We start from the raw sequence: 22726 nt of genomic DNA on the forward strand, positions 1-22726 counted from the left end.
GGCCCGCTACGCGGCCGCGGCCGCCTCGTCCTCGCCGGCGAAGGTCCGCCACAGCACCGCGTACCGTCCGCCGCGGGCCAGCAGTTCCGCGTGGCTGCCGTCCTCGACGACCCGGCCCCGGTCCATCACCACCACGCGGTCGGCCCGGGCGGCGGTGGTCAGCCGGTGGGCCACCACCAGGGTGGTGCGCTTGCCCGCGAGCCGCTCGGTGGCCCGGTTGACCTGCGCCTCGGTGGCCAGGTCCAGGGCCGCGGTGGCCTCGTCCAGCAGCAGCACGTCCGGGTCGACCAGCTCGGCGCGGGCCAGCGCGATCAGCTGGCGCTGACCCGCGGAGAGGTTGCGGCCGCGCTCGGTGACGGCGTGCAGGTAGCCGCCCTCGAGGGTGGCGATCATGTCGTGCGCGCCGACCGCCCGGGCCGCGGCCTCCACCTCGGCGTCGCTCGCGCCGGGCCGGCCGTAGGCGATGGCGTCGCGGACCGTCCCCGGGAAGAGGTACGGCTCCTGGGGGACGACCCCCAGCCGGTGGCGGTACGCCGTCAGGTCCAGCTCCCGCAGGTCGGTGCCGTCGGCGGTGACCCGGCCGGAGGTCGGGTCGTAGAACCGGGCCACCATCTTGACCAGCGTGGACTTGCCCGCCCCGGTCTCGCCGACGAAGGCGACGGTCTGCCCGGCGGGTATCCGCAGGCTGATCCCGGCCAGGGCGTCCCCCTTCTCCCCGCGCTCCTCGGCGGTGCCGTACTGGAAGCGCACGTCCTCGAAGGCGATCTCGCCGCGCAGCGCCGTCACCTCGCGGGGCTCGGCCGGGCGCGGGGTGGTGGTGGGCTCGCGCAGCAGGTCCTGGATGCGGCCCAGGGAGACGGTGGCCTGCTGGTATCCGTCGAAGACCTGGGAGAGCTGCTGGACCGGTGCGAAGAACAGGTCGATGTAGAGCAGGTACGCCACCAGCGCGCCCGTGGTGAGGGTGCCCGCCTCGACCCGGCCCGCGCCGACGATCAGCACGGCCGCCGCCGCGCCCGAGGACAGCAGCTGCACGAAGGGGAAGTAGACGGAGATCAGCCACTGGCCGCGTACCCGGGCCTCCCGGTACGCGGCGCTGCGCTCGGCGAACCGCGCCCGGCCGATGTCCTGGCGGCGGAAGGCCTGCACCAGCCGGAGCCCGGCCACGGACTCCTGGAGGTCGGCGTTGACCAGGCTGACCCGGTCGCGCGCCAGCTCGTACGCGGCCACCGACTTGCGGCGGAACACGATCGTGCCGAGGACGAGCACGGGCAGGGTGGCGAAGACGATCAGCGCCAGCTCGGCGTCGAGGACCAGCAGGGCGATCAGGATGCCGAAGAAGGTGAGGACGGAGACCACGGCGGTGACGAGCCCGGTCTGCAGGAAGCTGGACAGGGAGTCCACGTCGGTGGTCATCCGGGTCATGATCTTGCCGGTGAGCTCGCGCTCGTAGTAGTCCAGGCCGAGGCGCTGGAGCTGGGCGAAGATCTTGACGCGCAGGGAGTAGAGCACGCGCTCCCCGGTGCGCCCGGTCATCCGGATCTCGGCGAACTGCGCGGCCCATTGCGCGGCCACCACGGCGAGGGCGAGCAGGGACGCGGCCCACACCGCCCCCAGGGCGGCCTTCTCCACACCCTGGTCGATGCCGTGCCGGATCATGACGGGCAGCAGCAGCCCGGCGCTCGCGTCGAGGGCGACCAGGCCGAGGCTGACGGCGAGCGGGGCCCAGAAGCCGGCCAGCAGCCGGCGCAGGCCGTAGCTCTCCTCGGCGGACGAGGCCCGGGCCTCGTCCACCCGGGGTTCGTCATCGGCGGGCGGCAGCGCGGCCACCTGCGCGAGCAGCTCGGGGGTGGCACCCGGCGTCCCGGAGACCGCCCCGGCACCGCCGGCCTTCTCCTCCCGGCGCCGCCACAGCTCGGGGGTGACCCCGTCGGCCACCCGCCGCTTGGCGCTCACCGGCTCCGAGTCGATCTCGGCCTCGAGCTCGATGTCCTTCTCCAGGTCCCGCTCGAACTCCGCCATGGACGGCGCGTCGGGGGTCCGCGGCGAGTGCGCCCCGAGGGCGTCGGGGTCCGTGAGCAGCCGCCGGTACAGCGCGGAGCGGCGCTCCAGCTCCTCGTGGGTGCCGATGTCGGCGAGCCGCCCGTGCTCGAGTACGGCGATCCGGTCGGCGAGCGCGAGGGTGGAGCGGCGGTGGGCGATCAGCAGGGTGGTGCGGCCCGCCATGACGGCCCGCAGTGCCTCGTGGATCTCGTGCTCGACGCGGGCGTCCACGGCGGAGGTGGCGTCGTCCAGCAGCAGCAGGCGGGGGTCGGTGAGGATGGCGCGGGCGAGCGCGACGCGCTGGCGCTGGCCGCCGGAGAGGGTCAGGCCCTGCTCGCCGACCTTGGTGTCGTAGCCGGCGGGGAGGGCCTCGATGAACCCTTCCGCCTGGGCGGCGCGGGCGGCGGCGCGGATCTCCTCCTCGCCGGCGTCGGGGCGCCCGTAGGCGATGTTCGCGCGGATGGTGTCGGAGAAGAGGAAGGAATCCTCGGGCACCAGTCCGATGGCGCCCCGCAGGGAGTCGTAGGTCAGCTCGCGCACGTCGTGGCCGCCGACGCGGACCGTGCCGTGGTCGGCGTCGTAGAAGCGGGGCAGGAGCAGGGAGACGGTGGACTTGCCGCTGCCGGAGGCGCCCACGAGGGCGACGGTCTCGCCCTCGGCCAGGGCGAGGGAGAAGCCGTCGAGGACGGGACGCCCGGGCTCGTACCCGAAGCGGACGTCCTCGAACTCGACGGTGGCGGGAGCGTCGGCGGGGAGCTCCTCGGTCCCTTCGCGGATCTCGGGCTCGGTGTCGATGAGCTCGAAGACGCGCTCCACGCCGGCGCGGGCCTGCTGGCCGACGGTGAGCACCATGGCGAGCATGCGGACGGGGCCGACGAGCTGGGCGAGGTAGGTGGAGAAGGCCACGAAGGTGCCGAGGGTGACCTGTCCCCGGGTGGCCATCCAGCCGCCGAGGGCCAGCATGGCGACCTGACCGAGGGCGGGGACGGCCTGGAGGGCGGGGGTGTAGCGGGAGTTCAGGCGGATGGCGCGCATCCGTCCGCCGAAGAGCCGGCGGCCGGCCTCGCGGAGCTTGCCGGTCTCCTGCTCCTCCTGGCCGAAGCCCTTGACGACCCGTACGCCGGTCACCGCGCCGTCGACGACGGAGGCGACGGCGGCGGCCTGGCCCTGGGCGTACCAGGTGGCGGGGAAGAGCTTCTTGCGGCTGCGCTTGGCGATGAACCAGAGGGCGGGGGCCATCAGCAGGGCGACGAGGGTCAGCAGCGGGGACAGCCACAGCATGATCCCCAGGGATATCCCGAAGAGGAGGAAGTTCCCGATGGTCATGGGCAGCATGAAGAGCAGCCCCTGGATCAGCTGGAGGTCGCTCGTGGCCCGGCCGACGACCTGTCCGGTGGACAGCTGGTCCTGCCGGCGCCCGTCGAGGCGGGCGATGGTGTCGTACATGTCGGTGCGCAGGTCGTGCTGCACGTCGAGGGCGAGGCGCCCGCCGTAGTACCTGCGTATGTAGGTCAGTACGTAGACCAGCAGGGCGGCGCCTATGAGCAGGGCGGCCCAGGGGCCCATGGGCTTGCTCTCGTCGCCGATGACGTCGTCGATGATCACCTTGGTGACCAGCGGCACCAGCGCCATGACGGCCATGCCGGCCAGCGAGGACCCGAGCGCGAGGAGCACGTTGGCCTTGTACCGCCAGGTGTAGGCGGTCAGCCGCCTGCCCCAGCTCCGCTGCTCTTCGGCCGCCGTCTCCCCGGCCTCCGTCTGCGCCGCCGTCACGTGGTGCCTCCCCGTCGGTCCTGTCCTGCCGCTCCCCCAACGCCCCCACCGGCGGATTTCATCCCACCGCAACGATCGCACCGGTGTGCGCGGGAGCGCTCGGGGGCTTCGTCCGTCCAGGGGGCGGCGCGGGGAACCGTCCCGCCCCCGGGGCGCTCTAGCCGGGTGCGCACCGGTTGGCGGTGCTGTGGGCATCTTGGAAGGATTCGCCGGTTCATGGGTCTGACGAGTGGCACGCTCCTGACGGGCGCCGTGCTGTGCACGGTGCTGGTGTTCGCGGTGACGGTGTGGCGGTGGCCGCGGCTGGCGCGGGGCGGCGCGGGGCCGGTGGTGGGGCGTGCCGGACTGCTGCTCCTGGTCCAGGTGTGCCTGTTCGCCTCGGTCGCGCTGGCGGCGAACCGCAGCTTCCTGATCTACGGGTCGTGGGAGGACCTGACCGCCGGGCCGCCCCGCCGCGAGGCCGTGCCGGGCGGGGCGGCGGTGCGGGTGCTGGGGCGGCAGGCGCCGGACGTGCCGGGCGGGCGCAATCCCCAGACGGGCGGGGTCATAGAGCAGGTGACCCTGCACGGCGAGCGGTCGGGGGTGGCGGCCCAGGCGTACGTGTACCTGCCGCCGGAGTACTTCCAGAAGGGCGCCGAGCAGCGGAGGTTCCCGGCCGCCGTGGTCCTCACGGGCTACCCGGGCACGGCGGAGAACCTGCTGAAGGGGCTGCGGTACCCGAAGACGGCCTGGACGCAGGCCAAGCAGAAGAAGACGCAGCCGATGATCCTGGTGATGATGCGGCCCGTGGTGGGCCCGTCCAACAGCCAGTGCGTCGACGTCCCCGGCGGCGGCCCGCGGAGCGAGACCTTCTTCGGTACGGACGTCCCGCGGACCGTCGCGAGCCACTACCGGGTCGGCACGGCCGCCCGGAACTGGGCGATCATCGGCGACTCGACGGGCGGCTACTGCGCCCTGAAGATGACCCTCCAGCACCCGGAGACCTATGCGGCCGGGGTCGGCCTCTCCGCGGACTACAAGCCGGAGGTCGACTCGGACTCCGGGGACCTCTTCCACGGCGACAAGGACGAGGAGAAGCGGTCCGACCTGCTGTGGCACCTGGCGAACCGGCCCCAGCCGAACGCGTCGTTCCTGGTCACCACCTCGCTGCAGGGCGAGGGCAACCTGCGGGCGACCCGGCAGTTCGTCCAGGCCGTGAAGGCCCCGGCCCACGTCTCGTCGATCACCCTCGAACGCGGCGGCCACAACTTCAACACCTGGAACCGGGAGATCCCCCCGGCCCTGGAATGGACCAGCGCCCGCCTCCGGGCCGACTGACGGCGCGGGCCGGGCCCGTCCCGGGCCGGCCCGGGCCGACGCGGCTCAGACGTGTGTCGGGGCGAACATCTTCAGGGTGGCGGGGAGGACGAGGACCGAGGGGCCCGGGGTCTTCAGGGCCCGCGCCAGGTCTTCGCGGAGGGTCTCCGGGGCGGTGGTGGACGCCGGGACGCCGAAGGAGGCGGCCAGGGCGGTGAAGTCGGGCCGGGTCAGTTCCGTGGCGGTCGTACGGCCGTCGAACGCGGCGTTCATGTACTCGCGCAGGATGCCGTAGCCGCCGTCGTCGACGATCAGCCAGGTGACGTCCAGCCCGTGTTCCCTGGCGGTGGCGAGCTCGGCGAGGGAGTACATCGCGCCGCCGTCGCCGGAGACCGCCAGGACCGGGGTGCCGGGCTCGGCGACGGCCGCGCCGAGCGCCGCCGGGAAGGCGTAGCCGAGGCCGCCCGCGCCCTGGGCGGAGTGCATGGTGTTCGGGTGCTTCGCGTCGAAGGCCGACCAGGCCCAGTAGGACAGGATCGTCATGTCCCAGAACGACGGGGAGCGGGCCGGGAGGGCCTGCCGGATGGCGGTCAGGAGACCGCGTTCGAGGGCGACGTCCTGCGGGGCGAGGCGTTCCTCGACCGCGGCGAGGAGGGCGCGGACCCGTTCGGGGGCCTCCTCGTCCGGGCGGGGTTCCACCGTTTCCAGGAGGGCCTGGAGGGCGAGGCGGGCGTCGGCGTGGATGCCCAGTGCCGGGTGGTTGGACTCCAGCTTGCCGAGGTCCGCCTCGATCTGGACGACCCGGCCGGTGGGGAAGAACGTGTGGTAGTTCGAGGACAGCTCGCCGAGGCCGGAGCCGACGACCAGCAGGACGTCCGCGTCCTCCAGGAAGTCCGTCGTGTGGCGGTCCTCCAGCCAGGACCGGAGGGAGAGCGGGTGGGTCCAGGGGAAGGCGCCCTTGCCGCCGAAGGTCGTGACCACGGGGGCGTTCAGCCGCTCCGCGAGCTGCCTGAGCTTGCCGGCGGCGTCGGCGCGGATCACCCCGCCGCCCGCGATGATCACCGGGCGGGCGGCGTTCGACAGCCAGTGCGCGGCCAGCGCGGTGAGCTCCGGCCGGGGGGCCAGCTCGTGCGGGGTCGCGTCCATCCCGGTGACCTGCGGGATCAGTGTCCGCGCCCGCAGGACGTCCTCGGGGATCTCCACCCAGACCGGGCCGTGCGGGGCGGTCAGCGCGGACTCCCAGGCCTCGGCGATCACGGAGGGGATCTGGGAGGGGGTGCGGGCGGTGTGGACCGACTTCACCACGTCGCGGAAGGAGGCCGACTGGTCCCGCAGCTCGTGCAGATGGCCCCGGCGGCCCCCGCCCAGGCCGGCCGTGGGGACCTGGGAGGAGATCGCGAGGACCGGCGCGGAGGCGGCCGCCGCTTCCGCGAGGGCCGGCAGGGACATCAGCGCGCCGGGCCCGGTGGACAACAGTAGCGGCACCGCCTCGCCCGTGAGCCGGCCGTACGCGTCGGCGGCGAAGCCGGCGTTGTTCTCCGTGCGCAGGGCGACCAGGCGCAGGTCGGAGCGGCCGACCGCGTCGAAGAGGCCCAGCGCGTGCTGGCCCGGCAGGCCGAAGACGGTGGTCGCGCCGAGGCCGCGCAGCGTCTCCACGACCAGGTCCCCGCCCGTGCGGCCCGGCGGCGGGGCCAGGGCGGCCGCCGTCTGGGCCTCGGTGGGACGGAGTACCAGGTCGTGGTCGTGCGTCACGCGCGTACGTGCCCTTCGTGCTGCGGTCGTTCCGCTCCCGCCGCCGCCGGGCCGGGCTGGTCAGCCCTGGCGGGAGGCGGCGATCTGACGGCTCATGATCGTGGTCAGCTCGTACGCGGTGTGCGAGGCCGCGACCGAGGTGATCTCCGCGTGATCGTACGCCGGGGCGACCTCGACGACGTCGGCCGAAACCAGGTTGCAGGACGACAGACCGCGGATGATCTCCAGCAGCTCGCGGGAGGTCATGCCGCCGGCCTCCGGCGTGCCGGTGCCGGGCGCGTGGGCCGGGTCGAGCACGTCGATGTCGATGGAGATGTACAGCGGGCGGTCGCCGATGCGCTGGCGCAGCTGGTCGGCGACCTCGTCGGCGCCGCGGCGGTAGACGTCCGCCGAGGTCACGATGCCGAAGCCCATCTTGGCGTCGTCGTCGAGGTCCTGCTTGCCGTACAGCGGGCCGCGGGTGCCGACGTGGGAGAGCGCCTCGGTGTCGAGGATGCCCTCCTCGACGGCGCGGCGGAACGGGGTGCCGTGGGTGTACTCGGCGCCGAAGTAGGTGTCCCAGGTGTCCAGGTGCGCGTCGAAGTGCAGCAGCGCGACCGGGCCGTGCTTCTTCGCGACGGAACGCAGCAGCGGCAGGGCGATGGTGTGGTCGCCGCCGAGGGTCATCAGGCGCGAGCCGTTGCCGAGGAGCTCGTCGGCGGCGGCCTCGACCGTCTCGACGGCCTCGTTGATGTTGAAGGGGTTCACCGCGATGTCACCGGCGTCCGCGACCTGCGCGAGGGCGAAGGGGGAGGCGTCCTGGGCCGGGTTGTACGGGCGCAGCAGGCGGGAGGCCTCGCGGATGGCGTTGCCGCCGAAGCGGGCGCCGGGGCGGTAGGAGACACCGGAGTCGAAGGGCACGCCGACGACGGCGACGTCGGCGGAGCCGACCTCGTCGAGGCGGGGCAGGCGGGCGAAGGTCGCCGGGCCCGCGTAGCGCGGGATGCGGGAGGAGTCGACGGGGCCGCGCGGCTGCGTGCTCATGGGGGGTGCCCTTCTGGTGGTCCTGCGGGTGCGGTCCTTCGAGCGTAAGCGTGCCGCACAGGGGTGGGGAGGGTACGTTTCATCCACCTGGCAGCACTGAAATGTACGGAGCATCCATGTCCGAGGTCCCCCTCACCCCGAACCCCGGCGGCGGGCAGGCCGGGGCGCCCGCCGGCGAGCCGATGACGCCGCCCGTGGGGCTGGCCGCACTGCTCGGCGAGCGGGCGCTCGGGCTGCGGCACCTCGCGGGTCCTGCGGTGGCGGAGGTGCACGGGGTGCACGCTTCGGAGATGGCGGACCCCTCCCCGTACCTGCTGGGCGGCGAGCTCCTGCTGACGGCGGGGGCCGAGCTGACGGAGGCCGGCGCCGCCGCCTACGTCGGCGGGCTGGCCCGTGCCGGGGCCGCCGCGCTCGGCTTCGGCGTGACCCCGGTGCACGAGGTGGTGCCGCCGGGCCTGGCCGAGGCGTGCCGGCGGTACGGGCTGCCGCTGGTGGAGGTCCCGCCCGGGACCCCGTTCACGGCGGTCGCCCGCAGCGTCGGGCGGCTGATGGCGGAGGCGCGCACGCGGGAGCTGCGCCGGGTCGCGGAGGCGCAGCAGGCCCTGGCGGCGGCCGCGGCCCGCCCGGACCCGGTCCCGGCGGTGCTGTCCCGCCTGGCGGCGAGCCTGGGCGGCTGGGCCGCGCTGCTCGATGCGGTCACATCCGGAACCGGCCCGGCCGGGGCCGCCGGGGCGACTCCCGGGTCAGGGGCCGACGGGGCGGCCGGGGCCGCCGGGGCGATCGGTACCGGCGGAGCCCCCGGCGCCGGGGCGGCCGCCGGGGCCGTGCCCGACTCCGGGGTGCTCGACGCCGTGGCCGCGCTGGCGCGCCGGGTGGCGCCGGGGGCCGCGGCCACCGCCACCGACTCGCTCGGCGCGACGAGCCTGGCCGCGTACGCCGTGGGCGGCGGGCGGGTCCTGGCCCTGGCCACCCCGGGGCGGACCCCCGGCGACCACACCATCGCCTCCATCGCCGCCGTCCTGCTGAGCCTGGTCACCGCGGAGCGCCCGGCCGGGGACGAGGCGGCGGCCCTGACCCGGCTGCTGCTGGACGGGGACCCGGCCGGGGCCCTCGCTCCGGGGCCCTGGTACGCGGTCCACGCCCGGGGCGGCGGCGACCCGCAGGCCCTGGCGGCCGCGCTGGGCACCGTACTGCTGGACCCGCGCGGGGACGGCGTACGCCTGCTCACCGACCGCGAGCCCGGCCCGCAGCCCGGGTGGCGGCTCGGGGTCAGCGCCCCGGCCGCGCCCGGCGCCCTGGCCACCGCCGGGGCGCAGGCCCGGCGGGCCCTGGCCCGTGCCGAGGCGGCCCGTACGCCGCTGGCCCGGCACACGGACCCCGGCTTCGCGGGGCTGGTCGGCGAGGCGGAGGCCCGGGCCCACGCCGAGGCGCTGCTCGGGCCGCTCTCCCCCGCCCTGCGGGACACCCTGCGCGGCTGGCTGGCCCACCACGGCAGCTGGGACCGCGGCGCGGCGGCGCTGGGCGTCCACCGCAACACGGTCCGCCAGCGCATCGCCCGCTGCGCGGCGCTGCTCGACCGGGACCTCGACGACCCGGACACCCGGATGGAGCTGTGGTTCGCGCTGCGCCTGCTGCCTTAGGCCCGCCGGCCCGCCGGCCCGCCGACCCGAAGGCAGCAGGCCGCAGAAAGGTTCCGGGACCGCGTCACACTCCCTGGACAGCCGGAGTGACCGCCGGGTAACTTAGCTATGAGCAAGCGCTTAGACATAGTCTGGCCGAACTAGGGATCGAGGAGGCGGCTCGTGCGCCGTACCGTATTCAACGAGGACCACGAGGCGTTCCGCGAGACCCTCCGCGCCTTCATCGAGGCCGAGGTCGTCCCCGTCTACGACGAGTGGTTCCAGGCCGGCCAGGCGCCGCGCGACTTCTACTACAAGCTCGGCGAGCTGGGCATCTTCGGCATCAACGTGCCCGAGGAGTTCGGCGGCGCGGGTCTGGACACCCACAAGTTCGAGGCCGTCCTCTACGAAGAGACCTCCCGCGCGGGCGTCAACTTCGGCGGCTCCGGCGTCCACGTGCTGCTCGCCCTGCCCTACATCAAGATGCTCTCGACCGACGAGCAGAAGAAGCGCTTCCTGCCGAAGTTCGTCTCCGGTGAGGAGATGTGGGCTCTGGCGATGACCGAGCCGGGCACCGGCTCCGACGTCGCGGGCATGAAGACCACCGCCAAGCTCTCCGAGGACGGCACCCACTACGTCCTCAACGGCGCCAAGACGTTCATCACCGGCGGCGTGCACGCCGACCGCGTGATCGTCTGCGCCCGCACCTCCGCCCCGTCGGCCGAGGACCGCCGCTTCGGCATCTCCCTCTTCGCCGTGGACACCAAGTCCGAGGGCTACTCGATCGGCCGCAAGCTCGACAAGCTGGGCCTGAAGACCTCCGACACCGCCGAGCTGGCGTTCGTCGACGTCAAGGTCCCCGTCGAGGACCTGCTCGGCGAGGAGGGCAAGGGCTTCTACTACCTCGGCCACAACCTGGCCTCCGAGCGCTGGGGCATCGCCTTCGGCGCCTACGCCCAGGCCGCCGCGGCCGTCCGGTTCGCCCAGCAGTACGTCACCGACCGCACCGTCTTCGGCAAGCCGGTCGCGCACTTCCAGAACACCAAGTTCGAGCTGGCCGCCTGCCAGGCCGAGGTGGACGCCGCCCAGGCCGTCGCCGACCGCGCCCTGGAGGCCCTGGACGCGGGCGAGCTGACCCCGGCCGAGGCCGCCTCCGCGAAGCTGTTCTGCACCGAGGTCGCACACCGCGTCATCGACCGCTGCCTCCAGCTGCACGGCGGCTACGGCTACATGAACGAGTACCCGATCGCCCGCCTGTACGCCGACAACCGCGTCAACCGCATCTACGGCGGCACCAGCGAGATCATGAAGTCGATCATCGCCAAGTCGATGGGTCTGTAACCCACTTGAACGACGCGCTGGCGGACCTCCTCGATCTGCTCGACCTGGAGCAGATCGAGGAGGACATCTTCCGGGGCACGAGCCGCACCTCCCTGGTGCCGCGCGTGTTCGGCGGCCAGGTCGCGGCCCAGGCCCTGGTCGCGGCCGGCCGCACGGTGCCCGCCGACCGGCTGCCGCACTCGCTGCACTCGTACTTCCTGCGCACCGGCGACTCCGGCGCGCCGATCGTGTACTCCGTGGACCGGATCCGCGACGGACGCTCCTTCACCACCCGGCGCGTGGTCGCCGTCCAGCACGGGCAGCCGATCTTCCACCTCTCCGCGTCCTTCCAGACGTACGAGGAGGGCATGGAGCACCAGGCCCCCATGCCGGCCGCGCCCGACCCCGGGACCCTGCCGACGGCCGCCGAGGCGCTGCCCGCCTACCGCGGGACCTTCCGCGACCCGGGCACCGTCGAGCGGTTGCTGGAGGCGCGCGGCGCCGTGGACCTGCGGTACGCGACCACCCCGCCGTGGGGATCGGTCGGCGAACCGAGGGAGCCGCGCTCCCAGGTCTGGTTCCGGACCCAGGGCAAGCTCGCGGACGACCCGCTGCTGCACGTCTGCCTGGCCACGTACGTCTCCGACATGACCCTGCTGGACTCGGTGCTGCTCGCGCACGGCCGGGGCGGCTGGGCGGTCGGCGACGTGGTCGGCGCCTCGCTGGACCACGCCATGTGGTTCCACCGGCCCTTCCGCGCCGACGAGTGGCTGCTGTACGACCAGGAGTCCCCCTCGGCGTCCGCCGGCCGCGGCCTGGGCCAGGCCCGCATCTGGACGCAGGACGGCCGCCTGGCGGTCACCGTCATCCAGGAGGGTGTCGTACGCGTCCCGCGCGGCTGACCGGACATACCGTCACCCCATGCCGGTCGCAGCCGAAGGGGCGGAATCCGAGAGCGTCGCCACGGTGGTCGTCGCCGTGGTCACCAACCTGGCCCTCGCCGCGGCGAAGGCCGTCGCCGGGATCGTCGGCGGGTCCAGCGCGATGCTGTCCGAGGCCGCGCACTCGGTGGCCGACACGGTCACCGAGGTGCTGCTGCTGACGTCCCTGAAGCGCAGCGCCCGCCCCGCCGACGAGGCGCACCCGCTGGGGTACGGGCCCGAGCGCTACGTCTGGGCGCTGCTCGCCTCGATCGCCACCTTCGCGGGCGGCGCGGTCTTCGCCGTCTACGACGGGATCCACACGCTGGTCCACGGGGAGGAGCCCGGTGACCCGGCGCTCCCGTACGCCGTCCTCGCGGTCGCCTTCGTCCTGGAGGGGTACTCCCTGCTGGTGGCCTGGCGGCAGGTGACGGGTGAGGCGGCCCGGATGCGGGCGCCGCTGGGGCTGTACGTGAAGCACACCCCCGACACGGCGGTGAAGGCGGTCCTGCTGGAGAACGCCGCCGCGCTGATCGGCCTCGCGCTGGCCGCGGGCGGACTGCTGGGAGCCCGGCTGACGGGCTCGGGCGTCTACGACGGGGTGGCGTCGCTGCTGATCGGGCTGCTGCTGGTGGCGGTGGCGTGGGAGCTGGGGCGCTCCAACGCCCAGTACCTGATCGGGCGGCCGCTGCCCGCCCCGATGCGGGCGGAGGTCCTCGAGGAGCTGCTGTCGGTCCCGCACATCGAGGGGGTGCTGGAGCTCACCACCCTGGTGCAGGGGCCGGACGAGGTGCTGATCGCGGCGAAGGTGGACTTCCACGACCTGGCCTCGGCCCGGCAGGTGGAGGCGGCCTGCGAGGACGCCGAGGACCAGCTGCGGGAGCGGTGGCCGGCGATCCGCCGGGTGTACCTGGACCCGACCCCCTCCCCGGCGGAACCTGCGGTACCGCCGGGGCCCGTGCGAGGCTGAACGGGTGAACCTGGAGGATCTCGCCCGACTGCGCCGGGCCCGTGACCTGATGGACCGCGACTACGCGGAGCCGCTGGACGTCGCCGCGCTGGCGCGGACCGCCCTGATGTCGGCGGGCCACTTCTCGCGCAGCTTCCGCGCCGCCTACGGGGAGACCCCGTACGGCTACCTGATGACGCGCCGGATCGAGCGGGCCAAGGCGCTGCTGCGGCGGGGCGACCAGTCGGTGACGGAGGTCTGCTTCGCGGTGGGCTGCACCTCGCTGGGGTCGTTCAGCTCCCGGTTCACGGAGCTGGTGGGCGAGACCCCGAGCGCGTACCGGGCCCGGGCCCACGGGGAGGACGCGGCCCTGCCGGCCTGCGTGGCGAAGATCCACACCCGGCCGGTCAGGAACGGCCCCCAGGCCCCGTAGCGGCAGCCGGGCCCGGCCCGGTCCGCGCCCGCCGCGCGGCCGGGCTACAGCAGGCCCGCCGCCGAGAGCAGGTACGCCACCATCGGGTCGTAGAAGCGCGGGTCACGGACGTGGTCGTCCAGCGGGACCGCCACCTGGAGGGTGCCCTCCGCCTCGCCGACGAACAGCGCCGGGTCGTTGCAGTCCGCGTACCCCACCGCGTCGAGCCCGCGCTGCGCCGCGCAGCCCGCCCAGCCGTGGTCGGCGACGACCAGGTCCGGCTGCGGGCGGCCCTCCGCCGCGAGGCCGTCCAGGATCGCGGCCATCGGGGCCGGGGAGTGGGTGTGCCACAGGGTCGCGCCCCGCTCCAGTACGGCCACGTCGGCGAACTGCCACACCGAGCCCTCGTCGGCGATCAGGCCGGCCGGGATGCGGACGATCTCGCAGCCGGCGGCCCGCAGCGCGTCAGCGGTGGCGCGGTGGACGTCGAGCAGGCCGCCCGGGTGGCCGGTGGCCAGCAGTACGCTCTGCCGGTCCAGGGCGGCCTTGTGCAGCCGGGCCGCCATCCGGTCCAGGCCCGCGACGGTCAGTTCCGGGTCGATGGTGTCCTGTCCGGCCCGGTGGGCCGGATCGTCGATGACGCCGGCGCGCTCGGCCATCACGGCCAGTACGTCCTGCTCGTCGGCCCAGCGGTCGCCCAGTTCCAGGCCGAGCCAGTAGTGCCGGTCGCCGTTGGCGAGTTTGCGGTAGTGGGAGAGGTTGTTCTCGCGCGGGGTGGCCACCCGGCCCGCGATGCGCGTACGGACCAGGTGGTCGACGAGTTCGGCGCGGCTGGGTACGGGCGTCTCTATCGGCTTCGGCATGCGGCCCATTCTGCCGCCGCCCGCCCGGAGCCGTCCGTTCCACCGAGCACCGCTCAAGCGGCGCCTCAACCCGACAGCGCCCCGAAGGCCCCGTGCGCCAGCCTGCGCAGCAGCGACTCCGTCGCCTCCCGGCCGGGTGTGGCCAGGTGGGGGGTGGAGTTCAGCAGCCCGAAGACGGCGTGCACGGCCACCCGTACCTCCGCCTCCCCCACCCGGGGGTGCAGTTCCCGTACGACCTCGACCCACAGCTCCACGTACTGGCGCTGGAGCTGGCGCACGAGCTTGCGGTCGGCCTCGCGCAGCCGGTCCAGTTCGCGGTCGTGCAGGGTGATCAGGGCACGGTCGTCGAGGGCGAAGTCGATGTGGCCCTCGACGAGGGAGGCGAGGAGCGCCTCCGGGTCCCCGGCCGCCTCCTCGACCCGGCGCCGGCCGCCCGTCAGCAGCCGCTCGCTGATCCCGACGAGCAGCTCGGCGAGCATGGCGTCCTTGCCGGCGAAGTGCCGGTACAGCCCGGGGCCGCTGATGCCGACCGCCGCCCCTATCTCGTCCACGCCGACGCCGTGGAAGCCGCGCTCCGCGAAGAGACGAGCGGCCTCACTGAGGATCTGCTCGCGACGGGTCGGGGTGGCCGCTCTGGTGCTCATGGAAATCCATTCTAGACAGGGCGGTTAGCGCTCGTTAACCTGAGACCCGAACGCGTTAACGGTCATTAACAAAGCGTGCACGAGCAAGGGAGCTCGACCGATGCAGCAGGCACCAGTGCTGACGAGCGCCGCGGACCCGGCGTCCGAGGCCTGGCGGACCAATGAGGCCGCCCACCGCGAACTCGCCGAAGGCCTGCGCGCCCGGCTCGACGCGGCCCGTCTCGGCGGCGGCGAGAAGGCCCGGGCCCGCCACACCGCGCGCGGGAAGCTGCTCCCCCGCGACCGCGTGGACACCCTCCTCGACCCCGGTTCGCCCTTCCTGGAGCTGGCCCCGCTGGCCGCGGAGGGGATGTACGGGGGCGCCGCCCCCGCCGCCGGGGTCATCGCCGGCATCGGCCGGGTCAGCGGGCGCGAGTGCGTGATCGTCGCCAACGACGCCACCGTCAAGGGCGGCACGTACTACCCGATGACCGTCAAGAAGCACCTGCGGGCCCAGGAAGTGGCCCTGGAGAACCGTCTCCCCTGCCTCTACCTGGTGGACTCCGGCGGCGCCTTCCTCCCCATGCAGGACGAGGTCTTCCCCGACCGGGAGCACTTCGGCCGGATCTTCTACAACCAGGCCCGCATGTCGGGGGCCGGGATCCCGCAGATCGCCGCCGTCCTCGGCTCCTGCACGGCGGGCGGGGCGTACGTACCGGCGATGAGCGACGAGGCCGTCATCGTGCGCGGCCAGGGCACGATCTTCCTCGGCGGCCCGCCGCTGGTGAAGGCCGCCACCGGCGAGGTGGTCACGGCCGAGGAGCTGGGCGGCGGCGAGGTCCACTCCCGCACCTCCGGCGTCACCGACCACCTCGCGGAGGACGACGCGCACGCGCTGCGGATCGTACGCAACATCGTGGCGACCCTGCCGGAGCGCGGGGCGCTGCCCTGGTCGGTCGAGGCTCCCGAGGAGCCCAAGGTGGACCCGTACGGCCTGTACGGCGCGGTCCCCGTCGACTCCCGCACCCCCTACGACGCCCGCGAGATCATCGCCCGGATCGTGGACGGGTCCCGGTTCCAGGAGTTCAAGGCGGAGTTCGGGCAGACCCTGGTCACCGGCTTCGCCCGGATCCACGGCCACCCGGTCGGCATCGTCGCCAACAACGGCATCCTCTTCTCCGAGTCCGCGCAGAAGGGCGCCCACTTCATCGAGCTGTGCGACCAGCGCGGCATCCCGCTCCTCTTCCTCCAGAATATCTCCGGCTTCATGGTCGGCCGCGACTACGAGGCCGGCGGCATCGCCAAGCACGGCGCGAAGATGGTCACGGCGGTGGCCTGCACCCGGGTCCCGAAGCTGACCGTGGTCGTCGGCGGCTCGTACGGCGCGGGCAACTACTCCATGTGCGGGCGGGCGTACTCGCCGCGCTTCCTGTGGATGTGGCCCAACGCCAAGATCTCTGTGATGGGCGGCGAGCAGGCCGCCTCGGTGCTGGCGACCGTCAAGCGGGACCAGATCGAGGGCGCGGGCCAGGAGTGGCCCGCCGAGGACGAGGAGGCCTTCAAGGCCCCCGTCCGCGCGCAGTACGAGGAGCAGGGCAACGCCTACTACGCCACCGCGCGGCTGTGGGACGACGGGGTCATCGACCCGATGGAGACCCGGCAGGTGCTGGGACTGGCCCTGACCGCGTGCGCGAACGCCCCCCTGGGCGACTCCGGCTTCGGCATCTTCCGTATGTGACGTGTGACGTGAGGACCTCACTGATGTTCAGCACTGTTCTGGTCGCCAACCGCGGCGAGATCGCGGTCCGGGTCATCCGCACCCTGCGGGAGCTCGGCATCCGCTCCGTGGCCGTCTTCAGCGACGCGGACGCCGACGCGCGGCACGTACGGGAGGCCGACACCGCCGTCCGGATCGGTCCGGCGGCCGCCTCCGAGAGCTACCTGTCGGTGGAGCGGCTCCTGGACGCCGCGAAGCGCACGGGCGCCGAGGCCGTCCACCCGGGCTACGGCTTCCTCGCGGAGAACGCGGCCTTCGCACGGGCCTGCGCGGACGCCGGGCTGGCCTTCATCGGGCCGCCCGCCTCCGCCATCTCCCTGATGGGCGACAAGATCACGGCCAAGGAGACGGTCCGGGCGGCCGGCGTGCCAGTGGTCCCGGGCTCCTCCGGCAGCGGTCTGACCGACGCCGAACTGGTCGCGGCCGCGTCCGCGATCGGCATGCCGGTGCTGCTGAAGCCCTCGGCGGGCGGCGGCGGCAAGGGCATGCGCCTGGTGCGGGACGAGGCGGTGCTGGCCGAGGAGATCGCGGCGGCCCGCCGCGAGGCGAAGTCCTCCTTCGGCGACGACACGCTGCTCGTGGAGCGGTGGGTCGACCGGCCCCGGCACATCGAGATCCAGGTACTGGCGGACGCCCACGGGAACGTGGTGCACCTGGGCGAGCGCGAGTGCTCCCTCCAGCGGCGCCACCAGAAGGTCATCGAGGAGGCCCCCTCGGTCCTGCTGGACGAGAAGACCCGTGCGGCGATGGGCGCGGCGGCCGTGGAGGCGGCGCGCTCCTGCGGGTACGTCGGCGCGGGCACGGTGGAGTTCATCGTCCCGGGCGGGGACCCGTCCTCGTACTACTTCATGGAGATGAACACCCGCCTCCAGGTGGAGCACCCGGTCACCGAGCTGGTCACCGGCCTGGACCTGGTGGAGCAGCAGCTGCGCGTCGCGGCCGGTTCCCCCCTCGGGTTCGGGCAGGAGGACGTCCGGCTGACCGGGCACGCGATCGAGGCCCGCGTCTGCGCGGAGGACCCGGCGCGCGGGTTCCTGCCGTCCGGTGGCACGGTGCTGGCGCTGTCGGAGCCGGACGGCGGGGCGGTGCGCACCGACTCCGGTCTGACGGCGGGCGTCCCCGTCGGTTCCACGTACGACCCGATGCTGTCCAAGGTCATCGCGTACGGGCCCGACCGCGCCAGTGCCCTGCGGGTGCTGCGCGGGGCCCTGTCCGACACGGTGATCCTGGGCGTCCAGACCAACGCGGGCTTCCTGCGGCGGCTGCTCGCGCACCCGGACGTGGTCTCGGGCGACCTGGACACCGGCCTGGTCGAGCGGGACCTGCCGTCCCTCCTGCCGGAGGGCGTCCCGGCCGAGGTGTACGCGGCGGCTGCGCTGCTGGCGCGGCCCGCGGCGGCGGAGGCGGGCGGCTGGGTGGACCCGTTCGGCGCCGCCGACGGCTGGCGCCTGGGCGGCACTCCCGCGTGGACGGTGCACCACTTCCGCCTCCCGGGCCAGGACCCGGTGGAGATCCGCACCCGCCGGTCGGACTCCGGCACGGAACTGCTCGTCGGCGCGGGCGAGTCGGCGGCCGGACAGGACCCGGCCGCGCCGGCCCTCGGCCGTGTCGTCGACCGCACCCCCGGCACCGTCACCGTGGAACTGGACGGCGTCACGCACCGCTTCAGCGTCGCCGCCTCCCCGGAGGGGATCTGGCTCGGCCGCGACGGTGACAGCTGGCACGTCCAGCACCACGACCCGGTGGCCGCTTCCCTCGGCGGCGGCGGAAGGGCGGGGGCCGACACCCTCGCCGCCCCGATGCCCGGCACCGTCACCGTCGTCAAGGTGGCCGTCGGGGACCGGGTGGCGGCCGGTCAGAGCCTGCTGGTGGTCGAGGCGATGAAGATGGAGCACGTCATCTCCGCCCCGCACGCCGGCACGGTCACCGAGCTCGACGTCACCCCGGGCACCACGGTGGCCATGGACCAGGTCCTGGCCGTGGTGACCCCCGACGCGGAGGAGGGGGCCGCGTGAACGGGCTGCCCATGACCGTCCCGGCGCCCGCCGGGCTCCCGCCGCGCGTACGCATCCACGAGGTGGGCGCGCGCGACGGGCTGCAGAACGAGAAGTCGGCCGTTTCCACGGAGGTGAAGGCCGAGTTCATCCACCGGCTCGCCGCCGCCGGCCTCACCACCATCGAGGCCACCAGCTTCGTCCACCCCAAGTGGGTCCCCCAGCTGGCGGACGCCGAGCAGCTCTTCCCCCTGCTCTCGGACGTCGGGGCGCACCTCCCGGTCCTGGTCCCCAACGAACGGGGCCTGGACCGGGCGCTCGCCCTCGGAGCGACCCGTATCGCGGTCTTCGGCTCGGCCACCGAGACCTTCGCCGCCCGCAACCTGAACCGCACCGTCGCCGAGTCCCTCGCCATGTTCGAGCCCGTGGTGGCCCGCGCCAAGGCGGACGGGGCGCACGTGCGCGGGTACCTCTCGATGTGTTTCGGGGATCCCTGGGAGGGGCCGGTCCCGGTCGGCCAGGTGGTCTCCGTCGCCAGGGCCCTGCTCGACCTCGGCTGTGACGAGCTCAGCCTGGGCGACACCATCGGCGTCGCCACGCCCGGCCACGTCCAGGTCCTGCTCTCCGCCCTGAACGAGAAGGGCGTGGCGACCGAGCGGATCGGCGTGCACTTCCACGACACCTACGGCCAGGCCCTCTCCAACACCCTCGCCGCGCTCCAGCACGGCGTGACCACGGTCGACTCCTCCGCCGGCGGCCTCGGCGGATGCCCGTACGCGAAGAGCGCCACCGGCAACCTCGCCACCGAGGACCTGGTGTGGATGCTCGACGGCCTCGGCATCGAGACCGGGGTCGATCTGGCCGCCCTCACCGCCACGAGCGTGTGGATGGCCGAACGGCTGGGCCGCCCCAGCCCCTCCCGTACCGTCCGCGCCCTCTCCCACAAGGAGTAGTCACACCATGTCCCTCGACCACCGGCTCACCCCCGAGCACGAGGAACTCCGCCGCACCGTCGAGGCGTTCGCGCACGACGTGGTCGCGCCGAAGATCGGCGACCTGTACGAGCGCCACGAGTTCCCGTACGAGATCGTCCGCGAGATGGGCCGCATGGGCCTGTTCGGCCTGCCCTTCCCGGAGGAGTACGGCGGCATGGGCGGCGACTACCTCGCCCTCGGCATCGCCCTGGAGGAGCTGGCCCGCGTCGACTCCTCGGTCGCGATCACCCTGGAGGCGGGGGTCTCCCTGGGCGCCATGCCCCTGTACCTGTTCGGCTCGGAGGAGCAGAGGCGGCAGTGGCTGCCGAAGCTGTGCTCGGGCGAGATGCTCGGCGCCTTCGGCCTGACCGAGCCCGGCGCGGGCAGTGACGCGGGCGGCACCCGCACCACCGCCGTGCGCGACGGCGACGAGTGGGTGATCAACGGCTCGAAGTGCTTCATCACCAACTCCGGTACGGACATCACCGGTCTGGTCACGGTCACCGCCGTCACCGGCCGCAAGGAGGACGGCAGCCCGGAGATCTCCTCGATCATCGTCCCGTCCGGCACCCCGGGCTTCACGGTGGCCGCGCCCTACTCCAAGGTCGGCTGGAACTCCTCCGACACCCGTGAGCTGTCCTTCGACGGCGTACGGGTGCCGCTGGCCAACCTGGTGGGCCAGGAGGGACGCGGCTACGCCCAGTTCCTGCGGATCCTCGACGAGGGCCGTATCGCCATCGCGGCCCTGGCCACGGGTCTGGCGCAGGGCTGTGTGGACGAGTCGGTGAAGTACGCCAAGGAGCGGCAGGCCTTCGGCAGGGCGATCGGCGACAACCAGGCCATCCAGTTCAAGCTGGCCGACATGGAGACGCGCGCCCACATGGCCCGCATCGGCTGGCGCGACGCGGCCTCCCGGCTGGTCCACGGGGAGCCTTTCAAGAAGGAGGCGGCGATCGCGAAGCTGTACTCCTCGACGGTCGCCGTCGACAACGCCCGGGACGCCACGCAGATCCACGGCGGCTACGGCTTCATGAACGAGTACCCGGTGGCCCGTATGTGGCGGGACTCCAAGATCCTGGAGATCGGCGAGGGCACGAGCGAGGTCCAGCGCATGCTGATCGCCCGTGAGCTGGGCTTCGCCGGCTGACCGGTGACCCCGCGGCGTGCGGGGAACGACGAGGGGACCCCAAGAAATTAGGGTCCCCTTACCGTTTCTAGCCAAGGTTAGGCTAACCTTCCCTCCGAACGGCCTCGGGTTCCCCGGCCGCCCCCTGCACGTACGAAAGCGGACTTCGCCATGCCCAAGCCCAGCCCCACGTTCCTCTCCCGCCGCGGCCTCATCGCGGCCGGCGGCGCCCTCGGACTCGTCGCCGCGCTCACCGCGTGCGGTGGCAGCGACAAGGCGAAGGACGCTGACGGCGGCAAGGGCGGCACGGCCGCCGCCTCGGGCCCCTGGACCTTCAAGGACGACCTGGGCAAGGACGCCACCGCGAAGTCCACGCCGAAGAACATCGTGGCCTACACCGGCACCGCCGCCGCGCTGTACGACTACGGCGTGCAGGTCAAGGGCGTCTTCGGTCCGACCAAGCTCGCGGACGGCAAGCCCGACCCGATGGCCGGCTCGATGGACATCTCCAAGGTCGAGATCATCGGAAACGTCTACGACGAGTTCAACGTCGAGAAGTACGCCTCCCTCAAGCCCGAGCTGCTCGCCACCAACACCTGGGACGGCTCGTACTGGTACGTCCCCGAGGCCTCCAAGGACAAGATCCTGAAGCTGGCGCCGGCCGCCGCGATCGGCGTGGGCGACAAGGCCACCATGGACAAGGCCCTGGAGCGCACGGCGGAGCTCGCCAAGTCCCTCGGCGCCGACCTGAACTCCAAGAAGGCCGCCGACGCCAAGGCCCGCTTCGAGGCCGCCTCGGCCAAGGTCCGCGAGGCCGTCAAGGCCAACCCGGGCGTCAAGGTGCTCGTCGGCTCCGCCGCCGACCAGCTCTTCTACGTCTCCACGCCGAAGACCTCGGCCGACCTCAAGTACTTCGAGTCCCTGGGCGTCGAGTTCGTCGCCCCCGAGCAGGACAAGCTGGACCCGCAGGGCTTCTACGAGAGCCTCAGCTGGGAGAACGCCGGCAAGTACAAGGCCGACCTCGTCCTGCTCGACAACCGTACCCAGGCCCTCCAGGCCGAGGCCCTGAAGGCCAAGCCGACCTGGAGCGAGCTGCCCGCCGTCAAGGCCGGCCAGATCGCCCCGCGCGTGACCGAGCCGATCTACTCGTACGAGAAGTGCGCGCAGATCCTCGAGGACCTCGCCAAGGCCATCCAGAGCGCCAAGAAGGTCTCCTGACCTCCTCGGCTCCACACCCCTTCCGCCGGTCCTGACGCCGGGCTCCCGGCCACCGCCGGGGGCCCGGCGTCCGGCACTGACCGCCCGGCACCACACCCGCCGCCGGCACCGACTTCGAATCCCAGGGGGACTCGCGCATGACCGCCACCGCATCCGAGGCCGGACAGGCCGCGGCGCACTTCCGCTTCTTCACGATGGAAGTCCTGCGCACGCGCCGCCTCGGCCACTCGTTCCTGCGCGTGACCTTCGGCGGGGAGTCCCTGGCGGACTTCAGGTCCGGCGGCTACGACCAGAGCCTCTCGCTCTTCCTGCCGCCCCCGCACGCCGAGCACACCGAGCTGCCCTCCACCGACGAGGACACCTGGTTCGGGGCCTGGCGCGGGATGCCGGAGGCGGAGCGCCCGGTGATGCGCTCGTACACGGTGCGCGAGCAGCGGCGTACGGACGACGGCGCGACGGAGGTCGACATCGACTTCGTCCTCCACGGGGACGCCTCCCCGGCTTCCCGCTGGGCGGGCAGTGCCGTCACGGGCCGCCGGATCATGGCGATCGGGCCGGCGGTCGCGCAGAACAAGTCCGTCCGCTTCCAGCCGCCGGCGGCGACGGACGCGTACCTGATGTACGCGGACGAGACCGCCCTGCCCGCCGCCTCCGCCATCCTGGACCGGCTCCCCGCCGGAACCAGGGTCAAGGCCTGGTTCGAGGTCCCGCACCCGGACGACCGGCTCGCGCCGCACACCCTCGCCGACGCGGACATCACCTGGATCGTGCGCGAGAAGGGCGCCTCCGGCCCCGAGCGGACGGCCCGCGTGGTGGACGCGGTCCGGGCGGCGGAACCGCCCGCCGCCGAGGCCCCGTACGCCTGGCTCGCCGGTGAGGCGGGCACGGTGCGCGCCGTACGCCGCCACCTGGTGGGAGAACGTTCCGTCGACCGGCGCGCGGTGCGTTTCACCGGGTACTGGCGGCTCGGGGCAAGCGAGGAACAGCTGCTCGCCGAGGCGTACGCGGGCAGGGCCCCGAGCGAGGACCCGGCGTCCGAGCTGTAGC

Annotated in this window: 17 protein-coding genes; 12 read left to right on the forward strand and 5 right to left on the reverse strand. The window is 73.5% G+C overall.

The genetic code is table 11. The features are described 5' to 3' along the window. Nucleotides 1-6: 6 nt before the first annotated feature. Nucleotides 7-3813, reverse strand: coding sequence for an ABC transporter ATP-binding protein (locus tag ACZ4WZ_RS07770; protein WP_467886447.1), 3807 nt, complete (start codon nt 3811-3813; stop codon nt 7-9). A gap of 216 nt (nt 3814-4029) precedes the next feature. On the opposite strand from ACZ4WZ_RS07770, the gene ACZ4WZ_RS07775 reads away from it, so the two are divergent. Beyond that, the gene (locus tag ACZ4WZ_RS07775) at nt 4030-5130 is read left to right on the forward strand and encodes an alpha/beta hydrolase (RefSeq protein ID WP_467886449.1); all 1101 of its coding nucleotides are present in this window, start codon (nt 4030-4032) and stop codon (nt 5128-5130) included. Nucleotides 5131-5175: 45 nt separating this feature from the next. On the opposite strand, the gene ACZ4WZ_RS07780 is transcribed toward ACZ4WZ_RS07775, so the two are convergent. Then, nucleotides 5176-6861 carry a thiamine pyrophosphate-binding protein gene (locus tag ACZ4WZ_RS07780; RefSeq protein WP_467886452.1) on the reverse strand — a complete coding sequence of 562 codons (1686 nt, stop codon included), beginning with the start codon at nt 6859-6861 and terminating at the stop codon, nt 5176-5178. 60 nt (nt 6862-6921) lie between these two features. Next, entirely contained in the window at nt 6922-7884 is a 963-nt protein-coding gene (gene speB, locus ACZ4WZ_RS07785) for an agmatinase (RefSeq protein WP_007264163.1), read from the reverse strand. Between the two features lie 116 nt (nt 7885-8000). Here speB and ACZ4WZ_RS07790 point away from each other — a divergent pair, with 116 nt between their 5' ends. From ACZ4WZ_RS07790 to ACZ4WZ_RS07810, 5 genes are all read left to right on the forward strand, one after another. After that, nucleotides 8001-9524, forward strand: a complete 1524-nt coding sequence (locus tag ACZ4WZ_RS07790) for a PucR family transcriptional regulator ligand-binding domain-containing protein (RefSeq protein WP_467886455.1) — start codon at nt 8001-8003, stop codon at nt 9522-9524. Between the two features lie 162 nt (nt 9525-9686). Continuing rightward, nucleotides 9687-10844 carry an acyl-CoA dehydrogenase family protein gene (locus ACZ4WZ_RS07795; protein WP_467886458.1) on the forward strand — a complete coding sequence of 386 codons (1158 nt, stop codon included), beginning with the start codon at nt 9687-9689 and terminating at the stop codon, nt 10842-10844. Between the two features lie 5 nt (nt 10845-10849). Further along, nucleotides 10850-11725 carry an acyl-CoA thioesterase gene (locus ACZ4WZ_RS07800; protein ID WP_467886460.1) on the forward strand — a complete coding sequence of 292 codons (876 nt, stop codon included), beginning with the start codon at nt 10850-10852 and terminating at the stop codon, nt 11723-11725. Nucleotides 11726-11744: 19 nt separating this feature from the next. Further along, complete coding sequence (locus ACZ4WZ_RS07805; protein WP_467886462.1) at nt 11745-12713, forward strand: cation diffusion facilitator family transporter; 969 nt, start codon at nt 11745-11747, stop codon at nt 12711-12713. A 4-nt stretch (nt 12714-12717) separates the two neighbouring features. Then, a complete protein-coding gene (locus ACZ4WZ_RS07810) occupies nt 12718-13125 on the forward strand; it encodes a helix-turn-helix transcriptional regulator (protein WP_467886465.1) in 408 nt (135 codons plus the stop codon). Between the two features lie 44 nt (nt 13126-13169). On the opposite strand, the gene ACZ4WZ_RS07815 is transcribed toward ACZ4WZ_RS07810, so the two are convergent. After that, on the reverse strand, nt 13170-13976 hold the full coding sequence (locus ACZ4WZ_RS07815; RefSeq protein ID WP_467886467.1) for a phosphatase: 807 nt from the start codon (nt 13974-13976) through the stop codon (nt 13170-13172). Nucleotides 13977-14032: 56 nt separating this feature from the next. After that, the gene (locus tag ACZ4WZ_RS07820; RefSeq protein WP_467886470.1) at nt 14033-14611 is read right to left on the reverse strand and encodes an SACE_7040 family transcriptional regulator; all 579 of its coding nucleotides are present in this window, start codon (nt 14609-14611) and stop codon (nt 14033-14035) included. 100 nt (nt 14612-14711) lie between these two features. Between ACZ4WZ_RS07820 and ACZ4WZ_RS07825 the strand changes: the two genes are divergently transcribed. The 6 genes from ACZ4WZ_RS07825 (at nt 14712) to ACZ4WZ_RS07850 (ending at nt 22725) form a co-directional block, all read left to right on the forward strand. After that, nucleotides 14712-16328: a carboxyl transferase domain-containing protein gene (locus tag ACZ4WZ_RS07825; protein WP_388938750.1), complete on the forward strand. Its 1617-nt coding sequence runs from the start codon at nt 14712-14714 to the stop codon at nt 16326-16328. Nucleotides 16329-16351: 23 nt separating this feature from the next. Next, entirely contained in the window at nt 16352-18382 is a 2031-nt protein-coding gene (locus ACZ4WZ_RS07830; RefSeq protein WP_467886473.1) for an acetyl/propionyl/methylcrotonyl-CoA carboxylase subunit alpha, read from the forward strand. Between the two features lie 11 nt (nt 18383-18393). Further along, nucleotides 18394-19314, forward strand: coding sequence for a hydroxymethylglutaryl-CoA lyase (locus ACZ4WZ_RS07835; protein WP_467886631.1), 921 nt, complete (start codon nt 18394-18396; stop codon nt 19312-19314). Between the two features lie 7 nt (nt 19315-19321). Then, nucleotides 19322-20482, forward strand: a complete 1161-nt coding sequence (locus ACZ4WZ_RS07840; RefSeq protein ID WP_467886476.1) for an acyl-CoA dehydrogenase family protein — start codon at nt 19322-19324, stop codon at nt 20480-20482. A gap of 150 nt (nt 20483-20632) precedes the next feature. Continuing rightward, complete coding sequence (locus ACZ4WZ_RS07845; RefSeq protein WP_467886480.1) at nt 20633-21679, forward strand: ABC transporter substrate-binding protein; 1047 nt, start codon at nt 20633-20635, stop codon at nt 21677-21679. Nucleotides 21680-21816: 137 nt separating this feature from the next. Beyond that, nucleotides 21817-22725 carry a siderophore-interacting protein gene (locus ACZ4WZ_RS07850; protein ID WP_467886483.1) on the forward strand — a complete coding sequence of 303 codons (909 nt, stop codon included), beginning with the start codon at nt 21817-21819 and terminating at the stop codon, nt 22723-22725. Nucleotide 22726: the final 1 nt, after the last annotated feature.

The sequence above is a fragment of the Streptomyces sp. NPDC029122 genome, assembly GCF_055569445.1.

Coding starts and splice junctions, on each gene's coding strand:
- ACZ4WZ_RS07775 (WP_467886449.1), top strand. CDS start 4,030: ATGGGTCTGACGAGTGGCACGCTCCTGACGGGCGCCGTGCTGTGCACG.
- speB (WP_007264163.1), bottom strand. CDS start 7,884: ATGAGCACGCAGCCGCGCGGCCCCGTCGACTCCTCCCGCATCCCGCGC.
- ACZ4WZ_RS07790 (WP_467886455.1), top strand. CDS start 8,001: ATGTCCGAGGTCCCCCTCACCCCGAACCCCGGCGGCGGGCAGGCCGGG.
- ACZ4WZ_RS07805 (WP_467886462.1), top strand. CDS start 11,745: ATGCCGGTCGCAGCCGAAGGGGCGGAATCCGAGAGCGTCGCCACGGTG.
- ACZ4WZ_RS07815 (WP_467886467.1), bottom strand. CDS start 13,976: ATGGGCCGCATGCCGAAGCCGATAGAGACGCCCGTACCCAGCCGCGCC.
- ACZ4WZ_RS07820 (WP_467886470.1), bottom strand. CDS start 14,611: ATGAGCACCAGAGCGGCCACCCCGACCCGTCGCGAGCAGATCCTCAGT.
- ACZ4WZ_RS07825 (WP_388938750.1), top strand. CDS start 14,712: ATGCAGCAGGCACCAGTGCTGACGAGCGCCGCGGACCCGGCGTCCGAG.
- ACZ4WZ_RS07830 (WP_467886473.1), top strand. CDS start 16,352: ATGTTCAGCACTGTTCTGGTCGCCAACCGCGGCGAGATCGCGGTCCGG.
- ACZ4WZ_RS07835 (WP_467886631.1), top strand. CDS start 18,394: ATGACCGTCCCGGCGCCCGCCGGGCTCCCGCCGCGCGTACGCATCCAC.
- ACZ4WZ_RS07840 (WP_467886476.1), top strand. CDS start 19,322: ATGTCCCTCGACCACCGGCTCACCCCCGAGCACGAGGAACTCCGCCGC.
- ACZ4WZ_RS07845 (WP_467886480.1), top strand. CDS start 20,633: ATGCCCAAGCCCAGCCCCACGTTCCTCTCCCGCCGCGGCCTCATCGCG.
- ACZ4WZ_RS07850 (WP_467886483.1), top strand. CDS start 21,817: ATGACCGCCACCGCATCCGAGGCCGGACAGGCCGCGGCGCACTTCCGC.